The organism is Nocardiopsis sp. NPDC057823, from assembly GCF_042797335.1.
GTDB lineage: Bacteria > Actinomycetota > Actinomycetes > Streptosporangiales > Streptosporangiaceae > Nocardiopsis > Nocardiopsis changdeensis.
Genome location: NZ_JBHVLR010000030.1, coordinates 26498 through 49629 on the forward strand (window position 1 = coordinate 26498; position 23132 = coordinate 49629).

Below are 23132 nucleotides of genomic sequence, written 5' to 3' on the forward strand. Positions count from 1 at the left end.
ACATCCTTGATCGAGTTCTTGACGGCGACCCTGAAGAACCTGATCTGGGGATCCGTACCACCGGGCCCCGTACCGCTGCCTATGTCGCGGTGCACCCCGACGGGCGGGTGGAACACCGGCGCGGCAACTTCTTCGAGGTCAAGAACTTCCTCGACGAGGCCCAGGGAGGCGCCTACGCCTTGGGTGATCTGGGCAACGACCCCCTGGGCGACCTGCCGGGCATCAACGTCTACTGGATCAGCCCGTTCGAGCACGGCACCTTGCCTTCGAACCCGGTGGCCAACCAGCTCATCCGGGTCTTCGATGGCGGCGAGGTCCCCGGCCGCTGCGAAGGCATCGTGGTCTTCTCCCCCGAACAGTTCCCGGGAGAGGTCAAGGAGGCCCTGACCGGTGCGCGCCTGGAGCTGCTGCTGAAACGCCACGCCGAGATCTGCAGGGACCTGGCGGTCGGCCACGAGCCGGACGGCCACTGAACACAGGCGCAGCAAAAGGGCCCGCACCGCATCGGCTGGTGCGGGCCCTTCGTCGTCTCCGGGGCGGGGCTACACCCGAGCTCCTACCGGAACCGGTGGCGGGTATCCGCTCCAAGGTGGCGACTGCTGGCAGCGGGGCCGTCAGCAGCCAGGCAGGCAGTAGATGCAAACGCCTCACCTGCGGGGTGGGGCTGTGCTTGGCTGGCAGCCTGAGCACTCACCCAGCGGAGGCGGCAATGGACTGGAGCATGCCCGACGACTACTGGCGCACCACCTGGCACCACTGGCTACCCGAGGGGCCTTGGATGATGCTCGCCATGGCCGTGGGTACCGCCACCCACCGCAACATCGACGGCTCCCTACAGGAGGTCTTGGACACCATCTGCGAGGAGCAGGACGCCGAGCTCCCCCGCTGCGGTCCCCTCAACGGCCCCCTGCGGTGGAAGGACCCCAGCGACCCCGAAGGCGACGACGAAGCCGAGCAGGCCGAGCGCAACTTCGCCGAGTTGCTGGCCCTCGCCGGCCGCACGATGCCCACGACCAACCAGGAGCTCGCCGACCTCCTGGCCGAACTCGGGGTGCTCGTCCACACCACGGACCCGGAACGGTGGCGTCTCACCCGGCCCCTCCCACTGATCTCCGAAACCCTGCCCCTCCCGGAGGGGCACCGGGCACATGAGCAGTGGATCCGCGACTACTGGGACTACAGGGATGCCAACCAGGCCGTCTTGCAGTGGACGATCGCGAACGTGCCCGACCAGGAGAGGATCGGCCAGGCCCCGGCCACCCTGGGCCAGTTGGCCGCCGAGTGCGAACTGACCCTGGAGGAGACCCGGTACGGGCTGGCCCTGATGGACGGGCAATCCGACGTCACCGTCCTGCGCCATGACGCGCCTTTGGACCGAGAGCAGATATTCGCGCTCAAGGACCACCAGCGGTTCCAGATCCGCATGGACTGGGATGAGTACGCCGAATCACGCATCACGATCATGCGGGCCCCTGGCGAAGAGGAGCTGCAGGAGGTCTGACCGGCGTCGCATGGTCCTTTGGCGGGGGTTCGAGGGCACCGGTCCCGCTTGCTTGCCCCGGTGGCGAAACCCGGCGAAACCCTGGCACTCCCCGCCCGGGCGCTCACATGAGTGCCTCTCGGATGATCTACGCCGTACAGGTAGCTGCCCCGTACGCTGCGCGCTGGTCGGTCGCCGGCCTTTCCAGCGCGCGCCACCGCCAAAAACCAGCGTGGGAAGCTGAAGTTCTTCTTGATTTCTCCAGACCGCCGACCTTTACGGCGTAGAGATCTCAGATGCCCTCTCCTGCACCAAAGGCCCTTGGTCAGGGTTGCCCCTTCCTCAGGTCGGGAACGTGTCGGAGCGTTGCGGTCAGCCACCCCCGAACCCCGAACGGAGCCGCCGTGGGCCTCTTCGATCGACGACCCACCCCTGAGCAGCTGCTCGCCCTCCAGGAGGAACAACGCCGCCAGGCGGAGGAACGCCAAGCTCTCATCGATCAGCGCGAACAAGAGGCTCAAGCGCGCCGGATCCGCCAGGTCCGTGTCACCGCGGCCGATGTTCCTGAGATCAAGAGCATCTGCCAATCCGCTCTAGAAGCCATCAACGTCAGTACGAGGGCTATATCGGGCGGGTCACGGTCAACGTTGTGGAGACCAAGCTGACCCGGGGCGGCTTGATCGTGCGCGGATCCATCCGTGACACCACTGGTGACATGAGCGAAAAGGCTCAGGGACCGATGCGGTCGGCCCTGCGCAGCCTCGGGTTCATGGTCAGTGACACCTTCGGCCGCGACGGTGTGATCGTGACCGGTTGGGACCCCCGCCACTACGAGGGCGACCAGCTCACCGCTGCCCGGGTCCAGGTCCGCGTCACCGAGCTCCAGGAGGTTCACGAGGACCTGTTGGAGCTGGAGACCTCCCAGGTCGACGTCCGCGACGCCTGAAGCGTCCTTCCCGGCCGGGGGGATCCCAGGATGGTCCTGGGGAGGAGCGTCTCGAACCCTGTTCGCGCGCCGACGAGTTCGCCGAGAAATATCCGCGACAGCTCGGCGGTCAGTCCCCCGCTCCCTCCCCCGTCACCTCCATCGCCCCGCACCTCCAGCCGGCCGCCTGGCGGCGGCCCTGTCCGTGAGTGTGACCGCGCGCGAGGACACTGTCCCGGAGGTGTCCGGGAACCGGCCCCGGCGGGCGGCCCCGCTGCGCTGCCGATATCCCCTGAGGGGCGGGGCGATCGGAATTCGGGGAGCGGTCGGCGTGCGCGACAGGACCGGCTGCAGGGCGCCGGCGGATCCAACCGGGGCCGAACCCCCGCCGGTCCTTACGCTAAGTAATGAAAAAGTTGCAAAGAGTCGCGGCTGCTCGTTGTGGAGATGCCGGCGTCCTCGGGTGGGGGCAGGCCTGCGCCCGGCGGTGCGAGTCCGGCCCCGTCGCGCTGATACCTGGCCCACTCGTGCGTCAGCGCTGGTGAGAGGTGGTCCGACCCACCCGTCGGTCTCCGGGGGCATGTGGATCGGTCTTGAAGGAGGGGTGGTTTTCTGCGACCGCGCACGGGTTCCGGCACCTGGAGGCCGGATCTTGCGCTAGCGTCGTAGTGCGTCCGCCTCGGCACATGCTCCTCGTGCCGCTCCTGGCACAGGCCCGATCCGGGCCCCGGGCTTGGGCCCGAACACTCCTGAGGAGGACGCATGAGGAACCCGTGGAAGAAGGACGGGGAGGATCGCACCCCCGGCTGGCTGATGGCCGCGATCAGCGGCGCGGTCAGGGCGGTGGTGGCGGATCTGATCCGCCGCTTCTTCGACGGCGACGGCCCCAGCTGACCGTGAGGTCGACTGAGGCCGTCTAGACGGGGGTCCGTCGCAATTTCTACCTGGCTGGGTGGTGCGGCGGGCCCTCTTCGTATGTGCTCACCTATGAGAACCATGTCTCGCGGTGATAGCTGTGTCGCTCTGCAACAGTCTGCATGTTGCAGCTTGACACATCTCCACACTACACAGCCCACGCTGTCCATGGGGCGTTTTACAGGTGCTCGGTCCGAGCAGGCAGAGGCTGGTCTGGTGTTGAAAAGCCCAGGTAGAGCCGGTCTTGTGTGCTTGGGGCGCTCCTTCGAAAAAGCGCTGGTGTGAGGGCGTAGAGCTCTCGGTTGTGAGACTTCCCGCAGACCGTGACAAAGGCTAGTTGACAGGGGTCCACAGCCTGCTCCCTGTCGGCTGTCAGGGCGAGTGGGAGCGTGTCATCTCTGCAGGTGAGCGGGCTGCAAGTGCTGTCAAGAGCGTCAAGGGCAGCGCTGTCAGGGCCGCTCGATGCCTGGGGACTGGTTAATGGCTGAACACGGCCCTTGCATGCCCTCCAAGCCTGCTCCGCCCTACCAGCAGCCACGTCATCAAATGAGGGCAGGCTCTAAAAGGAGCCGGGCTCTGAGGTGCTCGGTACCGGGCCATCGCCTCTAATGACGTCTGCGCCTATAGCCCGCCATCCTCGGCCAGGGCAGGGATCGCCTCACCCAGCCCACAGGCACCAACGCCTCTATGCCCACCGAGCAGGCCTGCGGACACGATCGGAGCGACAGCAGGGAAGGCCCAGCGCGGCCTCACGACGCCCCAGGGCCTGAGAACAGACCCGTTGCCAGCACAAGGCCGCCTGCAAACGCCTGGAACGGGCGGGGTTCCGGCGCGTGCCGCCTGAGGTCGCGCACATCGTGTCCGCGCCGGGTTCCCGCACGTGGCGGGGGGTCCCGGGGGCGCGAGCCCCCGGGTACCGCCAGAGCCCAGGGCGCAGCCCTGATCGCCCCTTTAGGGGCGATGCTGCGCGCAGTGGTTTCTGTTCTAAGAGGCAAACCCGGCAAGAAGTGCTCTGAGCTGCGAGAACGCGATCCCTAACGTAGCACTGGCACTACGTTACTTTCCAGTAACGTAGTGCTGGCACTGCGTTAGGGAGCTCTGCGCGGGTGAAGGGCGAACGTAGCGCTGACGCTACGTTCGCTGCGTGAATGTGGTGTCTATGCCACGTTTCAGTGCACCTGTGGTGCACTATTTGGTCTACAGTGACCACCACGGTCACTGCAGCCACCTACCGGAATGAGGTCCGCGTGGGCCGACACGCACGCCGGGCTCGCCCCCAGCCGCCCCCCGAGGCCACCCCCGCGGACTCCAACGTCCACCCCGTCAAGCTCGGCCGCGGCGACAAGCTCGTCGTCCAGCGCCGCGACCGCCCCGCCCAGTACGACTTCGTCGGCGGCGCCTTCCAACAGGTCTCCCGGTCCCTGTTCTGGATCGTGAAGGACTACGACCTGGGCCGCCGGGAGATCCTGATCCTGCTGCTGCTCGGCCTGAAACAGGAGCGCGGCACAGGCCTGGTCGCCATGACCCAGGCCGAGATGGCCGAACACCTGGGGATCCACCGCACCGACGTGTCCACCCTGCTGGGCACCTTGCGCGAGATCGGCCTGGTCATCCAGGTCAAACGCGGCAAGTACCAGCTGCATCCGCGGGTGTTCTTCGCCGGATCCAGCGACGAGCAGGCCCAGGCCCTGGCCCTACTGGACCCGGCCGTGCTGGAGTTCGACCTAGGAAGGGACGGTGAACCGCGATGAGCGAACCCAACGAGGTCCCGCTGGAGGACGTGGCCGTCAACACCAACGCCCTGGTCCTGAGGCACATCGCCTCCCTGGACTTCTCCGGTGCCGAACTGCGCATCCTCATGCTGCTGCTGGGCTCCATGGGGCCCGACGGAGTGGTCCACGCCACCCGCGAGGACATCGCCACCGCGATCGGTGTGGGCGACACCTACGTCAGCCGGGTCACCACCAAGCTCAAGAAGCACGGCCTGGCCTGGCGGGAGGACCACCACCGCATCCGCGTCAACCCCCACTTCGCCGGCCGCGGATCCCACGAGGCCTGGCTGCGATTGGCTGAGGCCCTGCCGGCCGATGCGCCCCAGATCATGGTCGACATCAGCGAGTACGCCCACGGGGCGGCCCAACCCGCCGAGCCGCCCCGCCGGCGCCGCCACTCCCGGGCCGGCCACCTGAGAGTGGTCCCACCGGTCTGAAGCCCGGTACAAGCCACACGCGTGGACCCGCTGAGCGGGTCCACGCGCACAGGAGAGGACAGGGTCCCGATCAGGGCACCACGGTGGCCAGCGCCACGGTGACGGCCGTGATGAGCGTGATCGTGGCGGCGAACGCGGCAGCGGCCAGCGTGATCGCCTTGGGCCAGGTGGCCTGGTCCCGGCGGGCCAGATAGGCGGCTGCGACCCCGACCAGCACCGCCACCAGCCCCACCAGACCACAGGCCAGCAACAGCACGACCAGCTCGGTGTTCATCGGCACTCCTTCCAGGTCAACGGTGAACGTCCACCGCTGAACCTGGCCCGGGAGATGTCCGCAGGTGTTCGCCGCGGTCGGATACGAACACGCGCGAACGTAGATGAACGAAAGCAGGAACGACGGTGCCGGAGGAACCCTCCCTCACCCCCCAGGCCGCACACGCAGAACTCCGCACACGCCTGAACACGGCTCGTGAGGTCCAGCGCCTCCAGGTAACCCAACTGGGCATCCGCGCGCGGTTGGGCAGGACCACCGTCAGCGAAGCCCTCAACCACAAGCAGAAGGTGCCCACCCGCGAAACCGTTCGTGCCCTGGCACAGGCCCTCAAACTCGATCCCGATCCGCTGCTCGTTCTGCGGGAGATCGCCGTCTCTCCTTCCCCGGCCACCTCCGATGAGAACGCACATGAGGTTCCTGATCGGCCAAAACCCCCACCGGCCAAGGACGGCGCACCCCAGAAGCCACGAAAACCCCGAACCGCTCCGCCTCGTCCCGACCGCGGCAGCATGGTGCGAGGCAGACCTGGCCCCCGCCCACACCGCCACCTGGCTGAGGTGCCCGCCGTGGAAGCCGACCGGCAACCAGGCGACGAGGAAGAGCGACGCTCCGAAACCGTCGACTTCACGAGTGGGCGCCTTGTGTTCCACTCCTCCTTGCCGAACGTCGTCTCGGCACCGGTGCGAACACTGGCCACGGCGGCCGTCGCTCTGCTCGGGGCGTTGGCCATAACGGCCATGGCCATCGTGATACTCGCCGCGGACGGCCGGTTGGACGAGGCTGTCTATGACTGCGAGCCGCTCCGCTTCGCCGACGGCAGCCATCCGCACGGGGTGACGGCCACCGTTGTTCACACCGAAGGGCTGGGTGTGATCACCAGATGCGGCCCCGGGGCGGAGTACGACAGGTCTCAGGTCCAAAACCTCACCGACGGCGTCGATGTCACCATCGTCTGCCAGGTCCGCGACGGCCAGGTGCTCGCGGACCTGCCCGTCCCTGAAGCACAAGAGCGCTACGACGGGTACTGGCCCGTGTGGAACAAGCTCTCCACCGGGGTGTGGGTCTCCGATCTGTACGTGGACACCCCCAAGGAAGCGACCAGTACCCCGCCCGAAGGCATCCCCCTGTGCTGACGCGGAACGGTGGTGTGCGCACGACGGCGCACACCACCAGGGCGGCCGGGTGTTCACCGGTCAGGGTTGACCTTGGCCGCCAGAGCCGCCCGAGCGTGGGCGCGCTGCCAGGCCTGCATCTGCACCGGCGAGGTCACCCCGCATCCACGGACGAAGGCCAAAACCGCGGGCAGGGACGGTTCGGCCCCGGGAAGCACCGTGCGGTACATGGCGCTGTGCGATCGCGGACAGTGCAGGTCCCGATCCCACCCCTGGGGCACGGACACCGAGCGGCGGGCCATCACCCGCCAGGGCGGCGACCCCCAGACCAGGCGCAACGCCTGTAGTGCCTGGAGCAGCTCGGGGAAGGAGGCGGCCTGGGCGGGGTCGGCGAGCTGGCGTGGGGACACGTCCAGGCGATAGGTCAGCACCTGGTAGCCCCGCTCCCTCAACTCCGGCACGCCGATCGGTGTGGGCAAAGGGCGGCCCTTCCCGGGGCCTCCAGAGGTCCTACTGCCCCGCAGCGCCCCGTAGGCCGCGTTGAGGACCCGCAAGAGCTCCGTCCGGCGCGGACCGTGGGGGTGGGTGCCCGAGAGCACGAGCAACTTCAGGGTGGCCCGGCCTTTGTCGTGGTCCTCCTTCGGCAGGTCCCGCAGCGCCCCCATCCGGCCGCTGAGGACCTCCGACATCAACATCGTGGAGACGCGTTCGCGGGCCACGGAGGCACGCCACCGCAACCGCAGGGGGCCTTGCGCACGCAGGTGGAAGATCAGCGCGTTGAGCCTGTCCTCGGGGGAGTACACCTGCGCCGGAAAATGCTGCTCCAGCAGGGCTTTGAGCGGTTCCCAGGTCTTTTCCTCGTCCATGGGCGCTCAGAGCTCCCGACGGTGGATGAGAGACACGGTGACGCCTGCGCTCGGGGTGGTGAGGGCGGTTATCGCCCGGGGGGTCGGGCACCCGGGGGCGCCCTCGGTGGTGCGCGCGGTCGCTGCGCTCATCGGTGCGGCCTTGCCTTTCGTGCGTTCTCTTCCTGAGGTGATGGGATCCGGTTCGGGGAGAGAAGCCGATCCGAACCCACTCAAAGAGGAACTATGGCAGCCCCTTGTGTGCACCGGAGGCCAAACGGCGAGATTTTCCGTCATTTCGTGTCACGCCTCTGACCAGGGAAAATGTGATCCTCAGGCGGGGTTTCCCGGTAGTTCTCGCAGCTGCGTAATTATTTGTAACGGGCCGGTGTCGACTTCCTGGGGAAATGGTGTGGCAGACTATCGAAACAGGCACTAAAAGCCTGCCTCGTCGCTTTTCTTCCTGAAAGTGATGTTCAGGGACCTTCCGGGCGCCGGCCGCCGTTGCCGGGGAGAGACGCCGCTCCGCGGTGCTCGGCAGCCGATCACGGCCGGGGCCAGGGAGGACCTGGGTCGGGCTCCGGGTGCGCCTTGCCGGAGCCCGACGCCTCTAGGTGTGCGCCCACACGTGCCCCTAGGTGCACGCATACCTAGTTCACGCTTAGGCACGCACCTAGGTTCTCCAGCCCATGAGCGTGTTAAGCGTGTGAGGAAGAATCTCTCGCTGCGGGCTGCAACGTCGGGTGGAGATTGAGGTCGGCCAACATCTGTTGCGGGCGGCGTTCGGCAACTCCGCGGTGTCGTGCTCTCACTCCCGGTCGAGCACGACACCGCCAGGTCAGGCCAGGGACGGGTTGGGGCCGGTCGGGGACCGCCACCCCTGCTCACCCGGGCGCGGTGGTGCAGGGCTGTGCTTGCCCATGGCGATGCGCACCCATGCCTGCTCCCAGGCGTTCAGCTCGTCCAGGTCCAGTACGCCGCATCCGCGGACGAACGCCAGCACGCTGACCAGGGAGGGGAGCTTGTCCGTGTCCTTGAGGACCTTGTGGATGGTGTTGTAGGAACGGGACAGGTGTTTGGTGGCGTCGGCTCCTTCGGGTACATCCTCCGAGCGTTGCGCGATCTCGCGCACGGTGGGCTCTCCGGCTTGGACGCGCAGACACTTCAGGGTCTGCAGGAGTTCCTCGGCGCTGCTAGCCAGGCGCGGGTCGGTGGCGGCCTTCGCGGGGTTCTCCAGGAAGGTCTCGCTGCTGCTCTGATAACCGCGCCGATCCAGCATGGCGCGGCTGATGGGCAGTTTGCGACGCTGGGTCGGCGGCATCTGCAGTTCCTCGAACTCGGCGTGGATGGCGGCCAGGACGCCGTAGGCGGCGTTCAGCCCGTCTCCGTAGGCCAGAGCCGAGGCCAGCAGGGGCCACCGGTCCTCGTGCTTTGATTCCGCCAGCGCGGTCTGCAGGGCGTGGATGTCGCCGTGCAGCAGAGCGGTGGTCACCGGCTCGGGGATGCCCAAGACCTCGGTGAAGGTGCGGCGGATCATCGCCTCGTTGCGGGCGTTGCTCAAGATCAGGTGGCAGAGCAGCGCCTTGAGCCGTTCCTCGGGTGAGTACTGGGCCAGCGGGTAGATCTGGTCGAGGATCTCAGCGGTGAGCTCATTGCCGTGTGCGGCGTGCTCGCCCATGAACGGGGTCAGCCGGCGAAGAGGCGGCGTGCGGCCTCGGCTCCGGCATATCCCAGCGCCGCCGCTCCTGCGACGTCGGCCGTGACGTCCTGACCGGTGTGGACGGCGTAGGCGGCGAAACCGGCGACGGTTCCGAGTACGGCGACCTTCATCAGCGGCCGACCCCGATGGATTCGGGGCTCGCGAACGGTGTGACTGTCTTCCACTGGGCATCTCTCCTTTGAGAAGCAGTGTCGAAAACCCGGAACACCGTCCAGCCAAGACGGTGTTTTCGGGCGACCGGGTGAACGACGTCCGAGGGGAGTCGCGGTCCCGCCCGAACGTCTTGCAAGCACTATGCCAGCTCGGAGAAGCGCCGGGGGACAACAGGAACAACATGCTCCACACCGGTCACTAAGGCACATTGAAAACATGCCCTGACCTGCTGATCCATGGGGTTCTCAGGGGGTGTGGACAGAAATCATTTTTTGTCACCCCTGGTCGTGTGACAGCGAATAACCCGGAGGTGTGTTTTACTCGTTTTGCGCACCCAGAACGTAATTCGATGTCCGATTTAATCGTTATGGGTGTCTTTGAGGGCATCGTCTTGACCGGGTGATGTTCGAACATGCCGGATCGGCGACCCGTCGCGGGGGAGCCGGTCGACGCCGTGGGGCCACCAGGCGCCCCGTATGTCTGGTGACCCCACGGACGGCTCCTGGACGGCAGAGGTCCGATGATGGGCCACCCGTACCGCAAGGGTGACAAGCCGTGACAACCCAGGAGCAGCGGTTCCGACCTCTGGGTCGGGTGTCCTCCCACTTGCGCATCCGGTGCCGGGCCATGGCCTCGCGCCAGCCGACCGTACCTTCCCAGACGTCGATGGTGTCGTGGATCCTGTGGGCGGTGACGTGCACGAACGTTAAGAACAAGGACTTGAAGGGCATATGCGATCGGCGCAGCACGGCGCCCAGGGTGCTGCGCCCCCAGTCGGGCCTCGGCGCCACCCTGGGCCTCTCCGCGCCGGCGATCGGCACGTTCCTCACCGGGGTCGCTGGGTGCTGTCGTTCTCGGCTTCGCACAACCGGTCGATCATCATCTCCACCAGGGCACGCCGCCCGGGCGGCAACGACTCCAGCCACGCCTGGTCCTCAGCGGCCTGGGCGTCGGAGATGAACTCTTCGTTCTCCATGACCGGGGTTTACCCCCTCATCTGCAGGACCAGCGTCCCTCGAGGGCCAATACCACGATGGCTTTCATGACCCTGGAGCGCCACCGTTCCGTGCGCACACGGGCGGGTTCCGCAGAGCTGGATGCTCTGCGGAACCCGCCCCTTCGCTCTCCCGATGCTGCAGCGCCGAGAAGCGCCGAGAGTCGATGTCAGTCCCTGCCCTCAGTGGGTTCCTTGTTCAGAGGCTTGCGCGGCGCAGGTTAGGGTCCAGAGGTTGGCCCTCCGGGTACTGCCAGGGCCCACCCGGAGTGTCAAGCCCGTCTTGATGCTCCCCACCGTGGGCGCGACACGCCCGGATGCACGGATCGCAGATCCCTGCGCACACCCCAGACCCCAGACCCCAGGGGGCCAGGGGGCCGTATGGGGTCCTTCCTGCTCGTCAACTGTTGATGGTCACGGGGATGTCAGTGGATCGGTCACCGACTTGTCAGTGGTGTCGGCCGTGAAGATGTCAGTGCTTCACGTGGCCGGATTCGGTAACAAGCATCGCTCGCTTGGGGGAACCTCCTACGGTTCCTTCATGGCCTCCGATGCCCCTCCCCCCGACCCGCTGCCCTCCCCCGCAGCAGGAGCGCAGACGCTACGCGAACGCCTCAGAAACCGGTGGGTCCGAGCGCGCGAGCACCCGGTGCGCATCGCCCTCCTCCTGGGAGCCGTAGTCCTGATCTTCTGGGCCACGACCCCGCTCGCGGTGAGCGCCTGGGAGGCATTGTGGTCCCGGCCGCACGCCGGACGCGTCGTAGGGGGCGCGGTAGCCATAGCGGTGCTCGTCGCGGCCACCACCCGCCGCTCACACCTTGAATGGCGCAGCCGCGCCGCGACAGCTCGGCTCGGATCGCTGATCGCCATCGCCTGGGTGGTCGTAGTCGCGGTCGTGGTGCTCCTGGTCGCCGGGGCCTGGTGGGTGATGGGAGCGCCCGACCCCGTCTTCCCCGACAGCTTGCAGCCCCGGGCCCTGGACGCGCTCGCCACCCGCGCGTTCGCGATCGTGGCCGGTCTGGGCGCGGCAGCCCTGTTGGTGATCCACTACCGGCGCCAGCGCACCACCGAAGCCGACGCTGTCCGGGCTGAAGCGGCCAACGTCCGCGCCGAGTTGGCGGCTGAACGAGAGGTGGCGAAGCTGTTCACCGACACCTTCGACAGCGCCAGCAGCAAACTCGGCGATGAGCACGCCGCGGTGCGCCTGGCCGGTGTCCATGCCCTGGCACGGCTGGCCGACGAAGCGCCCGAGGGGCGCGAGGACCTGGTGCAGATGGTCATCGACGTTCTGTGCGCTTACCTGCGCATGCCTTACACACCCAGCCCAGACGACCCCTCTGGGCAACCCGACCGGTCTGTCCTGCCGCCGGTATCACCGACCACAGCCGTCGATCTCGGCCTACTTCACAACAGAGAACATGACGAGGTCCGGCGTGAGAAACAACAGGCTGCCAGGGAGGAACACAGGAGACGGGGTTTGGAGTTCGCCTCCTTCCGTGAGGTGCGCCATACCATCATCCGCATCATCGGCAACCACCTGCGGGAGCCCACCCGCTGGCGAGGGAAGGACTACGACTTCACCGGCGTCGTCTTCGACGGCGGTGACCTCCGTAGAGCGGTGTTCTCTGGCGGGCAGGTGGACTTCAGCGGGGCCCGGTTCACCGGCGGGCGGGTCGACTTCCGCGGGGCCCGGTTCACCGGCGGGCAGGTGGACTTCAGCGGAGCCCAGTTCACCGGCGGGCGGGTCGACTTCAAATGGGCCCAGTTCACCGGCGGATGGGTGGACTTCAGCGGAGCCCAGTTCTCCGACGGGCAAGTCGACTTCAAATGGGCCCAGTTCACCGGCGGGCGGGTGGACTTCAGCGGAGCCCAGTTCTCCGACGGGCGGGTGGACTTCAGCGGAGCCCAGTTCTCCGACGGGCAAGTCGACTTCAAATGGGCCGAGTTCTCCGACGGGCAGGTCGACTTCCGCGGAGCCGAGTTCTCCGGCGGGCAGGTCGACTTCCGCGAGGCCGAGTTCTCCGGCGGGCAGGTCGACTTCAAATGGGCCCGGTTCTCCGGCGGGCGGGTGGACTTTGCCAACATCTTGGGGACGTGCCCTACCGGGCTACTAGAGGCGGTGAACCGCGGAGAGCCCACAACGGTGACATTGCCTCAGACCTGGCAGATCCTCGCCGGTGACGACAGCTAGCAGGATGCCTCGACTGCAGATGCCAAGGCGTCTGGTAACTGACATCTCGGTGGCCGAACGCACTGTCATTTTCGCGGCCGCCAACATCAACAACACGGCCGGGTCACTCCGCGGTTCCTCTGGCGTGCTGGGGCGGAGAGTAGAAGCTTCGTCCGTTGCAGCGCCAGGCGGGAGGAGGCCACCAGCTCCTCCGCCGTGTTGTCGCGCAGCCGGAGATCGAGTGCGGTCGCGAAGGCCCGGGCGGCCTGCGGGTAGTCCTGGCCGACGAAGTGGACCTTGCCCAGGTGCTGCCACAGGACGGCTTCGCGCGCGGTGCCGCGGGACAGGTCGATCAGCCGACCGTACTCGGCGACGGCCCAGGCGATCCGGCCCAGGTCACGACGGACGTCAGCGATCAGGGCCCGATGGCGGATGGTCGGCTCGGCCGCGGCCAGGGCCAGCGCGAAGGGCTCCGCCTCCTCGGGCCGGCCGCCCCAGAGCCTCTCCAGGACCGGCAGCGCCCGGTCGTGCTCGTGGGCGTCGCGGAACTCCTGCACGTCCTCGATCACCGGAAGCAGCGTGAGGGCGTCCATGTACCAGCCCGGCCCACCCGGGATCCGCCCCCCGCTCGTTCCAGGGTGGGGATCCGAGGCGTGGGAAGTCATGTGCGGCAGGCTAGCCGCAGCACCGGTGGTCGGGGGAGGCCGTTGATCCACCTGCCGGCAGCTTCACTGCGGTTGAGCACTGCCATCTTCGCTGCGCTCAGCACACGCAGAAGCGAGTAGCGGCCCCACCGCAAACGCATATTCAAGAAGGCCCGGAAAACGTCTCCAGCACAATGCCTCTACATTCTTTTGCCCAGTTGGAAGGGGCAGCCTTCCAACGTCACCGAACAATGATCCAATGCGCCCGGTGCTCGTTTTCCGTGTATTCTCTTGGCGTCCCGAAAAACCTTCCGGGGCGCTTCGAGGTCCGTGATTGGAGTCCGTCATGCCCGAGCGGTGGCGCAAGGTTGGCCTGGTAGCAGCGCCTATCGTCGTGTCCGTGCTGCTCAGAGAGCTGGCATCCCGGCTCTTCGGGTGGATTCTCGGCGACGAATAGCACACGCCTGATTCGTCGTATCCCATAGTGCTCCGATGATCTGCCAGATCGTCGGAGCTTTTTATTTGGGATGTTCCGTGGGCCAAAGATTGTAGGCGCATGGTGCTGGTGGTGCTCCCCACGCATGCGGGGATAGTCGTGTGCCTCTCGCGTTGGGGTGTCCTGGATGAGCCGAGCACTCCTTTCCTTATGCGAGCGTCCGTATTCCATGAATCGCCTCCCGTGTGTTTGGGGGTTCTGGCAGGCTCAAGGTCATGACCGCTGTTCCCGTTGATCCCGTTCCCCTGCGCCCGGTGGGGGCCACGCGCACCGCCGCCGCGCTGGCCGCCCGCACCGGGTGGCCCGTGCGCGCCGGCCACGTCCCCCTCCTGGTCGAGCAGGGGCACCTGTCCGTCGCCGATCACTATGAGGGGCGTGCCCTCTACGACCGGGACCAGGCGGCCGCGATCCCCGAGCGGGTCGTGGCGGCCCTGCCCGGGATGCCCGAGACGCCCCCCGGTCCGGCGATCGAGGATTTCACCGACCACCTGCGCCACGGGTACGGCTTGGAGGTGACCACCACCTACCGGCCACGGGCAGGCCGATGGCACCTGGACTGGCCGGTACGTGCCGACGGGCATCCGGATCCGGCCGGACTGCGCGAGGACCTGGCCGCGCACCCCGCTGGCGCGTACCGGCGGCTGGTGGACCTGGCCACCCCCGCGCACCGGGCCATCGCGGCCGCGCGCCGCGCCCTGGCCCCCGGCGCCGCCCTGGTCCTGGATGTGGAGACGACGGGGCTGGGGTCCCAGGCCGTGGTGGTCGAGATCGCGGCGATCGCCGCCGACACCGGCGCTGTGCTGCTCGACACCCTCGTGCGCCCCGGCGGTGTGCCGGTAGAGGCGGGTGCGCAGCGGGTGCACGGCATCACCCCCGATGAGCTGGCCGGTGCGCCTGCCTGGGCCGAGGTTTGGTCCCGCCTGAGCGAGATCGCCGACGGGCGACTCCTGGTCGCCTACAACGCCGACTTCGACCGGCGCCTCATCGCCCAGACCTGCCGCCGCCATGGCATCCAGCGTCCGCGCTGGGAGTGGGCGTGCGCCATGGCCTGGCGCGGGGCCGCCGCCCGCACCAGCCGCCCCGGCCCCCTCGGCGGCGCCCATCGGGCCCTCGGGGACGCCCGAGCCGCCCGGGACGTGGTCCGCACCGTCGCCGACACCGCCTACACGGTCGAAGGCTGAGAGATCACGGCTGACGCCGACGTGGTCGACGACAGCCTCCGATGTTCTCAACGCACCCTCTGCTGCACCGCCTGACGTGCAGCGAACGGGCAGACCGGCTTACCGGCAGGCCTATACACCGGTGTATCCGTGTGCCGGTGGGTCTGTGCCGACCTTCTCAATCGACACAGACCCTCAGCTCAGCCGAGCAACTGCGGGAAATGGGCGAACAACTCGTTCAGCCCGGCCAGCAGCAGGGGTGCCACGCTCCCCGAGACCGCCTGGGACGCCGACTTGTTCAGGACGTCGCCGATCCAGCGCAGCAGAACACCCACACGGGTCGGCTCCGGCTCGTCGGTCCGGAGCAGCTCCTGCAGCGAGGTCACCGCCCGGTCCAACTCCATCCCGCTGCCCTCGTCCAGGTCCAGGCTGGGGCGCACCTGCTCGAGGCTTTCCAGGAAACCGCGCACCTGCTCGGTCATCTCTGACCGGTTGTCCTGGTTGAACGTGTTGTGGTCGCCCTGCCCGACCTGGACCCCGGTGGCGGCACCGTTGAAGTTCACGGTGTAGGTGGCCCCCGCCTTCGGACGACCCTCCTCGTACTTGGACACATCTCCCCCGAAGTTCTCCACACACCGGTGGCCCTGCTCGGTCAGGACCACCGATCCCTCCTCATCCGCGGAGCGCACGAGCTCGCGCGCGGTGAGATCGTCCATCACCTTCGCCAGCTCCTCCTCCCCGGCCTCAGAGCCTTCAACATGGCGGTGGGTGAGCGGCACCTCGCTCAGCCCCGCCGCTCCCTCGTTCTCGTGCAGCCACCGCAACAGCGAGGTGCGCAAGACACGTGCCCTGTATCCGGGCCGGGCTCGCCGCTCGAGCACCTCGGCAGCGTAGATGCGCCCGGTGTCGGTGATGTCGTACATCGCGTACCGGCTGCCCATGGTGGGGAACAGCTTCACCAGGCCCTGGTCGGCGAGCAGATCGAGCGACCGTTCGACCAGGGTCTCGGCGTTCTCCTCGTCCAGGCCTTCGATATCCAGGATCTGATGCGCTGTCCTACTGACCGTCTGCCGGTGGCCTTCCTCGTAGCAGTGGACCAGGACCCGGTGAAAGCCCAGGTAGAGGCTGCCGTTCGGGTCCGGTTCCATGCTGAGTCCTCCGTGGTCGCCGGTAGCTGTGCCGGCGACGTCCACTCGGACTCCCCCGCCCTTGTTCAGTTTCTTGGTCAGTTCTCGGCGGAACTTCTCGGTTTCCCGCTTATTCAGGCGGAAACTAGATGCCAAGGTAACCCCCCGTTACCTAAGGGTCGCGACGATGAATTCGTGACCTCCGTGTTAAAAGGTACACCAGGTGTCCGACGTTCCAGGACAAATGATTTCATCCCATCATGGAATGTTTCTCATTTGAAATATGAAATTTCTTTATCTCAAGATTCTTCGACACGGGCAGCACGTGTGACCAGCCAAATACGCAGGGAGGCCCGGTGGAATCGGAGGTTCCTCGGTCCTTCGCCGCCGCCCCTCAGGCCAGGCCCGGGGACATGCCCGGTGCTTGGGATCGGTTCGTGAACCGTTTGCGTACCTATATTTCCGGCTGGGAAAGTCGGCCTGCGGCTTGTTCTTTCTGCGCTTCGACCCTGCCCTTCCGGGAGGCGGGTTTCCTTGCTCGTTCGGGCGGATCGTGCCGCACCGTTGTCCAGCGCGGCACGGCACAACCGCGGCCTGAACAGCAAGGGCTTGCAACACCCTGGCTGGACTGGCCAGCACACCGATACACCGGTGTATCGGCCTACCGGTACACCAGTCCACCGGTGCGCCGGTAGGCAGGTAAACCGGCACACCGGTTGGTTCAGCGGCGCGGCCGCCCAGGGCGCCCCGTTCGCTCCGGGGCCTGTGCCAGCAGCGCGTCCACGACCTGTTCCGGGGTCATCCGCTTCTTCAGCTCCCGCAGCGCCAGGCGGATCGCGGGGCTGGCCACCGACCGCTCCCGGCGCGCGACGGCCGCGGCCTCGATCTGCCAGAGCCAGTCCATCAGCTCCTGGTCCAGGTAGGCCTCCACTGACGGCGTCCGCTTGGACCGGGTGGCGTCGCTGCGCTCGGCGGGCGCAGTCGCCTTGGCTTTGGCAGGCCGCTGCTTGGGTGCGGGCTCGGGGTCCGCCGGCGCGGCCGGGATGGGGGCTTCCTTCGTGGACTCGGTGGTCACCGCCCCGTTTTCCTGCCCCTCCTCGGGCGGGGTGCGAGGATGCTTGGGCGCCGGGGCCTGGCGCCGCTGGCGCCGCTGGGTCAGCTTGTCCAGCCCGTTGCTCACACGACCACCGCCTGAGCCACCGCGGCGACCTCGTCGGCGAACCCTTGGCCCTGCTTGGTGACGGGTGGGGCGCTCACGGCCATACGACGGGTGCGGCGCGGCATCCACACGTAGTGGGAGATCGGCGGCCCCACCGGCACCCCGGCGGCCTCGGTGATCCGGCGCAGCCGCTCGATGTCGCGGGCCGGGGGCACCGGCGGCACCCGGGAGGGGATCACCATCAGCGGGTAGTCCGCGAGCTGCTGCACCATCCCCTCCAAGGCCTCGTGCTCCTTCTCGCCGAACGGGGCCGGCACCAGGATGCGGTGCGCGGCCGACATCGCGCCCAGGGTCGACGGGCTGCCGCCGGGGTGGGTGTCCACGACCAGGTCGCGCCCCCACTCCTTCGCCCACCGCTCCAGCAGGGACGCCATGACGTCGGGAGCGGGCTGGGTCTCCACGAAGTCCTCGTGGCACGGCACCAGGTCCGCTTTGCGCACCCCTTTGAGGGGGCGCGGGGTGCGCCCGGTCTCGATGGCGTCCAGCATCGGCGCGTTGGAACGCTCCTCGGTTCGGTACCCCCAGGCACGGGTCGCGTTCCCGCGGTCCCAGTCCAGGTCGACCAGGACCGCGTCCAAGACGTAGGCCAGCTCGCTGGCGAGGGTGGTCTTGCCGACTCCACCCTTGTAGCTGGCGACCGTGTAGATCCTCGGTTCATCGCTCATGGTCGCGAGTATCTCCCATACACCGGCGTCCTGGTGGACCGGCCTACCGGTACACCGGTGGACCGATACACCGACGTACCTGGGCACCGGTGTGCGTTTACACCGGTGTATGGGTATACCCGAAAGCCGGTTGACCTGTGCCGATGGTCAGGAGGGGACCCACCCGACAAAGTGCCAGCTGGTCCGGTTCCCTCCGGAGACGGGTGCGTAGTGGGCCCGCCAGTCCACGCCTTCGGTCATCGCGAGATGGTCGGGGTAGGAACCGTCCTCGACCATCAGGAACGCGCCGACATCGCCGAACGGAACGTCGTGGACTTCGCCGCGGGGAACTTCCAGGACCTGCCCGGCCCAGCGGGGGTGGCCGCCCACCAGGCGCACGGAGACCGTCCCGGCCGGACCGGAAGCTGGCCTGCCGTCCGCTGGCGCATTCGAGGCGCACACTCCTTGACACTTCACCGCCATCGCTGTTCCACACACCTAGGCACTATGAGTGGTGGCGGCCCCGCAGGGGTCAGGCGTCGGAGGAGATCTTCCCGGCCGCTCGGTCGGCTTCGCGGCGGGCCAGTGCGGTGCGCACCTCGTAGGCCCGTTGGCGGTGGGCCCGGGAACAGTAGCGGCGGTGGCGCCCCAGGGGGTTGATCTCCAGGGGAGCACCGCACCAGGCGCACCCCGACGCCTCGGCGCCGGTCCGCGGGTCGGGCTCGGCGAACTCCTCGAGGGCGGCGTCCAGGTCCTCGTCCCGGGGGAACTCGTCCACCTCCGGCTCCGGAGCAGAGTTGGCTTCCGCCAGGGCGGCCTCCCGGGCCAGGCGGCGCTGCTCGAAGACCAGGGACACCAGCGCCTCCTCCGTCAGCTCCAGGTGCCACACGCCCTGGACCAGGCGGGCGTTCACCCCCTCGCTGTCCGCGAGGTCCTGGACCACGGAGGTCACAGACGGCAGTTCACACATCGGACGCTCCTCGGTTCGGCGACGATCGGTGATCCTACGGACCGGCGGCGTCCTCCACAGGAGAACGAGCACATCAGGTCCGCGTTCCGAGGAGCCCGGGGTCGCGGCGGCGATGGTGCCTAGGTTTGATCACATTCCTGGTCCTGCTGGTGCTGGTCTGCCTGTGTCGGTGATGGCGTTCGGGTCCTGGTCCTGCTCCTGATCGTGTTCCGTGAAAGCTCCGTCCTTGCGGTGGTGCGGGTGGAAGCATCGGTTCCGTGGACGTTCAGGGGCTCGAAAAGGACATGGAGTCGCCGTCGCGGGGGCGCGGCGGGCACGACGCCGCGATCCGGGCCGCCCTCACCCGGCAAGGGCCGCGGGGGCCGGCGCACTGAGGAGGAGAGCAGCCCCGCTCCTTCCGGGAGGAGCCGGTGGACGTGGCCGGCGGGCCCCGGTCTGCCGCCCACGGGGCGACGCTCATCCGTCGGGTCGGTAGGTGCTGTCCCTCGCCGCTTCGCACATCCGGGCAATGACCAGCTCCAGCAGGGCGCGCTGCCCGGCTGGAAGGGAGGCCAGCCACGCCTCATCGTCGGCGGCCTGGTCCTCGGAGACGTTGTCGGGCTCGCCGAACTCCGAGTGCATGGGGAGGATCTACCCCGGACACGACGAAGGCCCGCACCCCGAGCTGGGGTGCGGGCCTTTCCGCTGGTCAGGCTAGTGGCGTAGATACGTCATGCCGTATCTACGGCGCGGTGCTGTTCTCAGGATGTCGGCCGGTAGACCAGGCCGACGTGGTGGGCGAACTGCTCCATCATCTGGGCGGCCTTGACCTTGGCCGCGTCCACGTTCGCCAGGTCGCCCTGGGCGACTCCGCCCGGTGCGATGGGCAGACGCGAGCGCAGCAGGACCCGGCCGGGAAGACGCTGGATGCGGAACAGGTTCATGCCGCCGACCACACCCACGGTCGGACGTACCGGGCCGCCAGAGGTCCAGGTGATGGTGCCGTCTTCCAGCGTCGCGGTGAACTGTTCCAGGACTTCCTGAGCCTTGGCCTGCGCGGCCTTCTCGGTGGACAGGTCTGTCAGGGCCACGTTCTGGCCCTTGTAGGAGTTCCACCGGCTTCCTCCCACCGGGAGGGAGGTGTGCAGGGTGAAGGGCGGCCTGTCGTAGTTGTGGCCTGTGACCCGGAACAGGATCAGGCCGTCGATCCCTCCCTGCCTGTAGTGGTTCCACGAGAGCGGCTTAACCATGGGGGCCTTTCTGCGCTGGGGGTGGACACGCCATATCTACCCGGACCGGGGTGGAGGAGGGCGGGTTTCCCGTAGATCCGCAGGGTTGGAAAGCCAGCTTGCCGACTCCGTGGCTTCGTGACTTTATGGAAAGTCGCCAACCTGGTTTGTATGCAGCTCAGCCGGTTTTTTCTTCGAAAAGCCACCCCTGGATGAGGACGCGCTGCGAGCATGAGCTCCCCGACGTGAGGAGGCCGTCCGTGGCTCCGAAGATCCACCTGGTGTGTTGCCTGTGCGGCAAAAAGGCCCCGCAGACGAAGGACGTGCTGCCCCTGGACGCCGAATGGCGGCGTCGGCACCCCCGGATGACGGGCACCATCGCGTGCGAGTGCGCCTACTCCGGCCGGTGGTACTGGCGGTGCGACAACAACCGCGCCAACGGCTACGACCCCAGCCACATCGAGGCCCCCGAGGGGTGCATCGACTCGGTGTCGCACGTGGAGGGTGCCCACACGCTCACGGCCGCGGTGCTGCGCTTCCCGGAGTCGGCGTTGCGCCAGGGCGCCCACGAGTACATCCGGCACACCGCTCAGGGGCGGTGGGCCTCGCCCGAACTCGCCCAGCGCCTCCAGAAGGCCTTGGCGGAATGGGAGGCCGCCGGAGCGCCCCAGCCCCGCCAAGTCACCAAGGCGCGTCGCTGACTCTGTGGCTTGGTGGCCACCGTGTCCGGACCCGTGGCCACCCCTGGGCGGCGGGGTGGCCACCGGTTCGGGAGCGGGGGCGGGAAGGGGCGGCGCGGACAGCGACCCCTATCCGGCCGGGACGGGTCTGGACAGGGGCCGGGGGAGTGTCCGTCACGGGAATCCCAGGCTGGCCACCCCCGGTCCGGTGAACCGTGCCGGTGTTTTCGCAGGCCGGAGTACGCCGTGTGTACGTCATGCCGTATCTACGGCACCGAGTGGGGCGGTGGCCGCCGAGCCCGCGCGCCCGGCGGCCATACCGGCGGGGAGGGTGGCCAGGCCCCGGGGCGGGGCTTGGCCAGGGCCCGACGGCAGCGGCCCCCTCGGCGCCGGGTGGGTCCGGTCGACGCGGGCCGTCGCGGGGGCGTGGCCACCCCTTGGCCACCCGTGGCCACACCTCCGAGGGCTCGTATTCCTATACCGGCACCGGCGGCTCCCGAGGCGGTTTCTGGCCCGCGATAAGTCCTGCAGGCGTGGCCGAGAGCGCCGCGAAAGCGGCAGACTCGGCGTATGCGACGAACGTGGGTGTGGATCCTCGCGGCCGTGGGAGCGGCCTCGCTGGCGGTGCTGGGCGCCTCGCTGCTGCTGCCCGGGCTGGAGGAGCTCTCCTGGGCCGCGGGGACCGGCTCCTTCGTCCTGGCCGCCGCGGCCCTGGCCCTGGCCTGGCCCCAGCGCACTCCCTCTCCCCCGGGGACGGCACCCGCATCTGCCCCCGCAGGAACGTCGGTGAACAACCGCGCGAGCGATATCCGCGGGCCCTCGATCCAGGCCAGAGACATCCACGGCCCGGTCACCATGCACTCCCCGCCCGCGCCGGCGGAACCGCCGGTTCCGGGGTGGGTGGAGGTGGCTCTGCCCGCCGGCCAGGCAGATGCGCACGAGTTGGGTGCCCACGACGCTCTGCCCGGACCGGACGGCGAGGGCCTGCCGCCCTACGTTGCACGGGATGTGGACGGCGAACTCGACCGGCGCCTGGCAGTGGCGGCGGCCGCGCCGCGCGGGGGGATGGTGCTGGTGGCCGGCGCCTCGACCGCGGGCAAGACCCGCGCCCTGGCCCAGGCGTTGGCCCGGACCCTGCCCGAGCGGATGCTGGTGGCCCCGCCCGAGGACGCCGACCTACGTCCCCTGTCCGCCTGGCTCAGGGAACGGGCCTCACGCGCACCGCAGGGGTGGGTGGTGTGGCTGGACGATGTGGACCGCCACCTGGCCGCATCCGGTCTGACCCCGGCCCTGGTCGCCGAACTGGGCCAAGCCAACGCGGTGGTGGCCGCCACCATCCGCCAAGAACGGCTGGATGCCCTGCGCCCCAGCGCCACCGACCCCACCCCGGGTACCGAGGGGGTGGGGTATGCGGTGCTCAAAACCCCACCGATCACTCTTGACCGCCGCTGGAGCGTGCAGGAGCGTGAGCGTGCCAGAGCCAGCGACGATGCGCGCCTGGTCCGGGCCGCCGCCGATGAGCGCTTCGGCGTGGCCGAGCAGCTGGCCGCCGGCCCCTACCTCCAAGAGGCTTGGAACCATGGTCCCGACAGCGGCTACCCGCGCGGGTACGCGCTAGTGGCCGCAGCGGTGGGCCTGGCCCGGGCCGGGCTGTCCAGCCCGCTGACCCGAGAACAGCTCCACACCGCCCACACCAGCTACCTGCCCGATCCGCCGCCTCTGCCCGAGGAGGCCGACCAGGCCTGGGAGTGGGCCACCTGTCGGCGCAGCGGCCTGGCCGGGCTGTTGGTGCCTGTCGACCATCAGGGTCGCCGGTGGCGGGCCTTCGACTACCTCACAACCCAAGACCCCCTGCCCGATGCGGTTTGGCGCGCTGCTCTGGCCGCGGCCACCGATCAGGACCGCTTCACCATCGGCGTCACGGCCCGCAACGCCGAACGGGCCGACATCGCCGAAACAGCCTGGCGCCCCTTGGCCGACCAAGGCGACACCAACGCGATGGTCTCCCTCGGGATCCTGTTGCGGGAGATGGGCCGGCTGGAGGAGGCCGAAGACTGGCTTCGGCAGGCCGTCGACCAAGGCAACACCAACGCGATGGCCTTCCTCGGTTTCCTGCTGCAGGAGACGGGCCGGCTGGAGGAGGCCGAAGACTGGCTTCGGCAGGCCGTCGACCAAGGCAACACCAAC

23 protein-coding genes are annotated in these 23132 nt (G+C 68.3%); 11 read left to right on the top strand and 12 right to left on the bottom strand.

What is annotated here, in order from left to right; translation table 11 throughout:
- Positions 1 to 89: 89 nt before the first annotated feature.
- From ACFVNO_RS30055 to ACFVNO_RS30080, 6 genes are all read left to right on the top strand, one after another.
- Positions 90 to 473, top strand: coding sequence for a hypothetical protein (locus ACFVNO_RS30055; protein ID WP_378897668.1), 384 nt, complete (start codon positions 90 to 92; stop codon positions 471 to 473).
- A 236-nt stretch (positions 474 to 709) separates the two neighbouring features.
- Positions 710 to 1501 (top strand): DUF6042 family protein, encoded by a 792-nt coding sequence (locus ACFVNO_RS30060; RefSeq protein ID WP_378897671.1) that lies wholly within the window; start codon positions 710 to 712, stop codon positions 1499 to 1501.
- A 694-nt stretch (positions 1502 to 2195) separates the two neighbouring features.
- Positions 2196 to 2426: a hypothetical protein gene (locus ACFVNO_RS30065; RefSeq protein WP_378897674.1), complete on the top strand. Its 231-nt coding sequence runs from the start codon at positions 2196 to 2198 to the stop codon at positions 2424 to 2426.
- Positions 2427 to 3167: 741 nt separating this feature from the next.
- Entirely contained in the window at positions 3168 to 3299 is a 132-nt protein-coding gene (locus ACFVNO_RS30070) for a hypothetical protein (protein WP_378897677.1), read from the top strand.
- A gap of 1268 nt (positions 3300 to 4567) precedes the next feature.
- A complete protein-coding gene (locus ACFVNO_RS30075) occupies positions 4568 to 5071 on the top strand; it encodes a helix-turn-helix domain-containing protein (RefSeq protein ID WP_378897680.1) in 504 nt (167 codons plus the stop codon).
- Positions 5068 to 5529, top strand: coding sequence for a hypothetical protein (locus ACFVNO_RS30080; RefSeq protein WP_378897683.1), 462 nt, complete (start codon positions 5068 to 5070; stop codon positions 5527 to 5529). The genes ACFVNO_RS30075 and ACFVNO_RS30080 overlap by 4 nt, the downstream gene beginning before the upstream one ends.
- Positions 5530 to 5599: 70 nt before the next feature.
- Here the strand turns inward: ACFVNO_RS30080 and ACFVNO_RS30085 are convergent, their stop codons facing one another.
- A complete protein-coding gene (locus tag ACFVNO_RS30085; RefSeq protein WP_378897686.1) occupies positions 5600 to 5803 on the bottom strand; it encodes a hypothetical protein in 204 nt (67 codons plus the stop codon).
- 125 nt (positions 5804 to 5928) lie between these two features.
- Here ACFVNO_RS30085 and ACFVNO_RS30090 point away from each other — a divergent pair, with 125 nt between their 5' ends.
- The gene (locus tag ACFVNO_RS30090) at positions 5929 to 6936 is read left to right on the top strand and encodes a helix-turn-helix domain-containing protein (RefSeq protein ID WP_378897689.1); all 1008 of its coding nucleotides are present in this window, start codon (positions 5929 to 5931) and stop codon (positions 6934 to 6936) included.
- 53 nt (positions 6937 to 6989) lie between these two features.
- Here the strand turns inward: ACFVNO_RS30090 and ACFVNO_RS30095 are convergent, their stop codons facing one another.
- From ACFVNO_RS30095 to ACFVNO_RS30110, 4 genes are all read right to left on the bottom strand, one after another.
- Positions 6990 to 7781, bottom strand: coding sequence for a hypothetical protein (locus ACFVNO_RS30095; protein ID WP_378897692.1), 792 nt, complete (start codon positions 7779 to 7781; stop codon positions 6990 to 6992).
- An 817-nt stretch (positions 7782 to 8598) separates the two neighbouring features.
- Entirely contained in the window at positions 8599 to 9438 is an 840-nt protein-coding gene (locus tag ACFVNO_RS30100; RefSeq protein ID WP_378897695.1) for a hypothetical protein, read from the bottom strand.
- Between the two features lie 8 nt (positions 9439 to 9446).
- Positions 9447 to 9590 (bottom strand): hypothetical protein, encoded by a 144-nt coding sequence (locus ACFVNO_RS30105; protein ID WP_378897698.1) that lies wholly within the window; start codon positions 9588 to 9590, stop codon positions 9447 to 9449.
- An 869-nt stretch (positions 9591 to 10459) separates the two neighbouring features.
- Positions 10460 to 10609, bottom strand: a complete 150-nt coding sequence (locus tag ACFVNO_RS30110) for a hypothetical protein (RefSeq protein ID WP_378897701.1) — start codon at positions 10607 to 10609, stop codon at positions 10460 to 10462.
- A 559-nt stretch (positions 10610 to 11168) separates the two neighbouring features.
- Between ACFVNO_RS30110 and ACFVNO_RS30115 the strand changes: the two genes are divergently transcribed.
- Complete coding sequence (locus tag ACFVNO_RS30115) at positions 11169 to 12818, top strand: pentapeptide repeat-containing protein (protein ID WP_378897704.1); 1650 nt, start codon at positions 11169 to 11171, stop codon at positions 12816 to 12818.
- An 86-nt stretch (positions 12819 to 12904) separates the two neighbouring features.
- Here the strand turns inward: ACFVNO_RS30115 and ACFVNO_RS30120 are convergent, their stop codons facing one another.
- Entirely contained in the window at positions 12905 to 13462 is a 558-nt protein-coding gene (locus ACFVNO_RS30120; protein WP_378897707.1) for a hypothetical protein, read from the bottom strand.
- 690 nt (positions 13463 to 14152) lie between these two features.
- On the opposite strand from ACFVNO_RS30120, the gene ACFVNO_RS30125 reads away from it, so the two are divergent.
- Complete coding sequence (locus ACFVNO_RS30125; protein ID WP_378897710.1) at positions 14153 to 15118, top strand: 3'-5' exonuclease; 966 nt, start codon at positions 14153 to 14155, stop codon at positions 15116 to 15118.
- 179 nt (positions 15119 to 15297) lie between these two features.
- Here ACFVNO_RS30125 and ACFVNO_RS30130 read toward each other — a convergent pair whose 3' ends face one another.
- The 6 genes from ACFVNO_RS30130 to ACFVNO_RS30155 all read right to left on the bottom strand — a co-directional run bounded on the left by ACFVNO_RS30130 (position 15298) and on the right by ACFVNO_RS30155 (position 20286).
- Positions 15298 to 16245 carry a hypothetical protein gene (locus ACFVNO_RS30130; protein WP_378897713.1) on the bottom strand — a complete coding sequence of 316 codons (948 nt, stop codon included), beginning with the start codon at positions 16243 to 16245 and terminating at the stop codon, positions 15298 to 15300.
- 700 nt (positions 16246 to 16945) lie between these two features.
- Complete coding sequence (locus ACFVNO_RS30135; protein WP_378897716.1) at positions 16946 to 17299, bottom strand: hypothetical protein; 354 nt, start codon at positions 17297 to 17299, stop codon at positions 16946 to 16948.
- A gap of 101 nt (positions 17300 to 17400) precedes the next feature.
- Positions 17401 to 18108 carry a ParA family protein gene (locus ACFVNO_RS30140; RefSeq protein WP_378897719.1) on the bottom strand — a complete coding sequence of 236 codons (708 nt, stop codon included), beginning with the start codon at positions 18106 to 18108 and terminating at the stop codon, positions 17401 to 17403.
- Positions 18109 to 18619: 511 nt separating this feature from the next.
- Positions 18620 to 19057: a hypothetical protein gene (locus tag ACFVNO_RS30145; RefSeq protein WP_378897722.1), complete on the bottom strand. Its 438-nt coding sequence runs from the start codon at positions 19055 to 19057 to the stop codon at positions 18620 to 18622.
- 456 nt (positions 19058 to 19513) lie between these two features.
- Positions 19514 to 19678 carry a hypothetical protein gene (locus tag ACFVNO_RS30150; RefSeq protein WP_378897725.1) on the bottom strand — a complete coding sequence of 55 codons (165 nt, stop codon included), beginning with the start codon at positions 19676 to 19678 and terminating at the stop codon, positions 19514 to 19516.
- A gap of 119 nt (positions 19679 to 19797) precedes the next feature.
- A complete protein-coding gene (locus ACFVNO_RS30155) occupies positions 19798 to 20286 on the bottom strand; it encodes a hypothetical protein (protein WP_378897728.1) in 489 nt (162 codons plus the stop codon).
- Positions 20287 to 20525: 239 nt separating this feature from the next.
- On the opposite strand from ACFVNO_RS30155, the gene ACFVNO_RS30160 reads away from it, so the two are divergent.
- Positions 20526 to 20966 carry a hypothetical protein gene (locus tag ACFVNO_RS30160; RefSeq protein WP_378897731.1) on the top strand — a complete coding sequence of 147 codons (441 nt, stop codon included), beginning with the start codon at positions 20526 to 20528 and terminating at the stop codon, positions 20964 to 20966.
- Between the two features lie 549 nt (positions 20967 to 21515).
- Positions 21516 to 23132: tetratricopeptide repeat protein (locus ACFVNO_RS30165; protein WP_378897734.1), on the top strand; the 1617-nt coding region annotated here is incomplete at its 3' end.

Excerpts from the sequence above, each read along its gene's own strand:
- ACFVNO_RS30060 (WP_378897671.1), top strand. The coding sequence starts at position 710 with ATGGACTGGAGCATGCCCGACGACTACTGGCGCACCACCTGGCACCAC.
- ACFVNO_RS30065 (WP_378897674.1), top strand. The coding sequence starts at position 2,196 with ATGAGCGAAAAGGCTCAGGGACCGATGCGGTCGGCCCTGCGCAGCCTC.
- ACFVNO_RS30070 (WP_378897677.1), top strand. The coding sequence starts at position 3,168 with ATGAGGAACCCGTGGAAGAAGGACGGGGAGGATCGCACCCCCGGCTGG.
- ACFVNO_RS30080 (WP_378897683.1), top strand. The coding sequence starts at position 5,068 with ATGAGCGAACCCAACGAGGTCCCGCTGGAGGACGTGGCCGTCAACACC.
- ACFVNO_RS30085 (WP_378897686.1), bottom strand. The coding sequence starts at position 5,803 with ATGAACACCGAGCTGGTCGTGCTGTTGCTGGCCTGTGGTCTGGTGGGG.
- ACFVNO_RS30095 (WP_378897692.1), bottom strand. The coding sequence starts at position 7,781 with ATGGACGAGGAAAAGACCTGGGAACCGCTCAAAGCCCTGCTGGAGCAG.
- ACFVNO_RS30100 (WP_378897695.1), bottom strand. The coding sequence starts at position 9,438 with ATGGGCGAGCACGCCGCACACGGCAATGAGCTCACCGCTGAGATCCTC.
- ACFVNO_RS30105 (WP_378897698.1), bottom strand. The coding sequence starts at position 9,590 with ATGAAGGTCGCCGTACTCGGAACCGTCGCCGGTTTCGCCGCCTACGCC.
- ACFVNO_RS30110 (WP_378897701.1), bottom strand. The coding sequence starts at position 10,609 with ATGGAGAACGAAGAGTTCATCTCCGACGCCCAGGCCGCTGAGGACCAG.
- ACFVNO_RS30115 (WP_378897704.1), top strand. The coding sequence starts at position 11,169 with ATGGCCTCCGATGCCCCTCCCCCCGACCCGCTGCCCTCCCCCGCAGCA.
- ACFVNO_RS30120 (WP_378897707.1), bottom strand. The coding sequence starts at position 13,462 with ATGACTTCCCACGCCTCGGATCCCCACCCTGGAACGAGCGGGGGGCGG.
- ACFVNO_RS30125 (WP_378897710.1), top strand. The coding sequence starts at position 14,153 with ATGACCGCTGTTCCCGTTGATCCCGTTCCCCTGCGCCCGGTGGGGGCC.
- ACFVNO_RS30130 (WP_378897713.1), bottom strand. The coding sequence starts at position 16,245 with ATGGAACCGGACCCGAACGGCAGCCTCTACCTGGGCTTTCACCGGGTC.
- ACFVNO_RS30140 (WP_378897719.1), bottom strand. The coding sequence starts at position 18,108 with ATGAGCGATGAACCGAGGATCTACACGGTCGCCAGCTACAAGGGTGGA.
- ACFVNO_RS30145 (WP_378897722.1), bottom strand. The coding sequence starts at position 19,057 with ATGTGTGAACTGCCGTCTGTGACCTCCGTGGTCCAGGACCTCGCGGAC.
- ACFVNO_RS30150 (WP_378897725.1), bottom strand. The coding sequence starts at position 19,678 with ATGCACTCGGAGTTCGGCGAGCCCGACAACGTCTCCGAGGACCAGGCC.
- ACFVNO_RS30155 (WP_378897728.1), bottom strand. The coding sequence starts at position 20,286 with ATGGTTAAGCCGCTCTCGTGGAACCACTACAGGCAGGGAGGGATCGAC.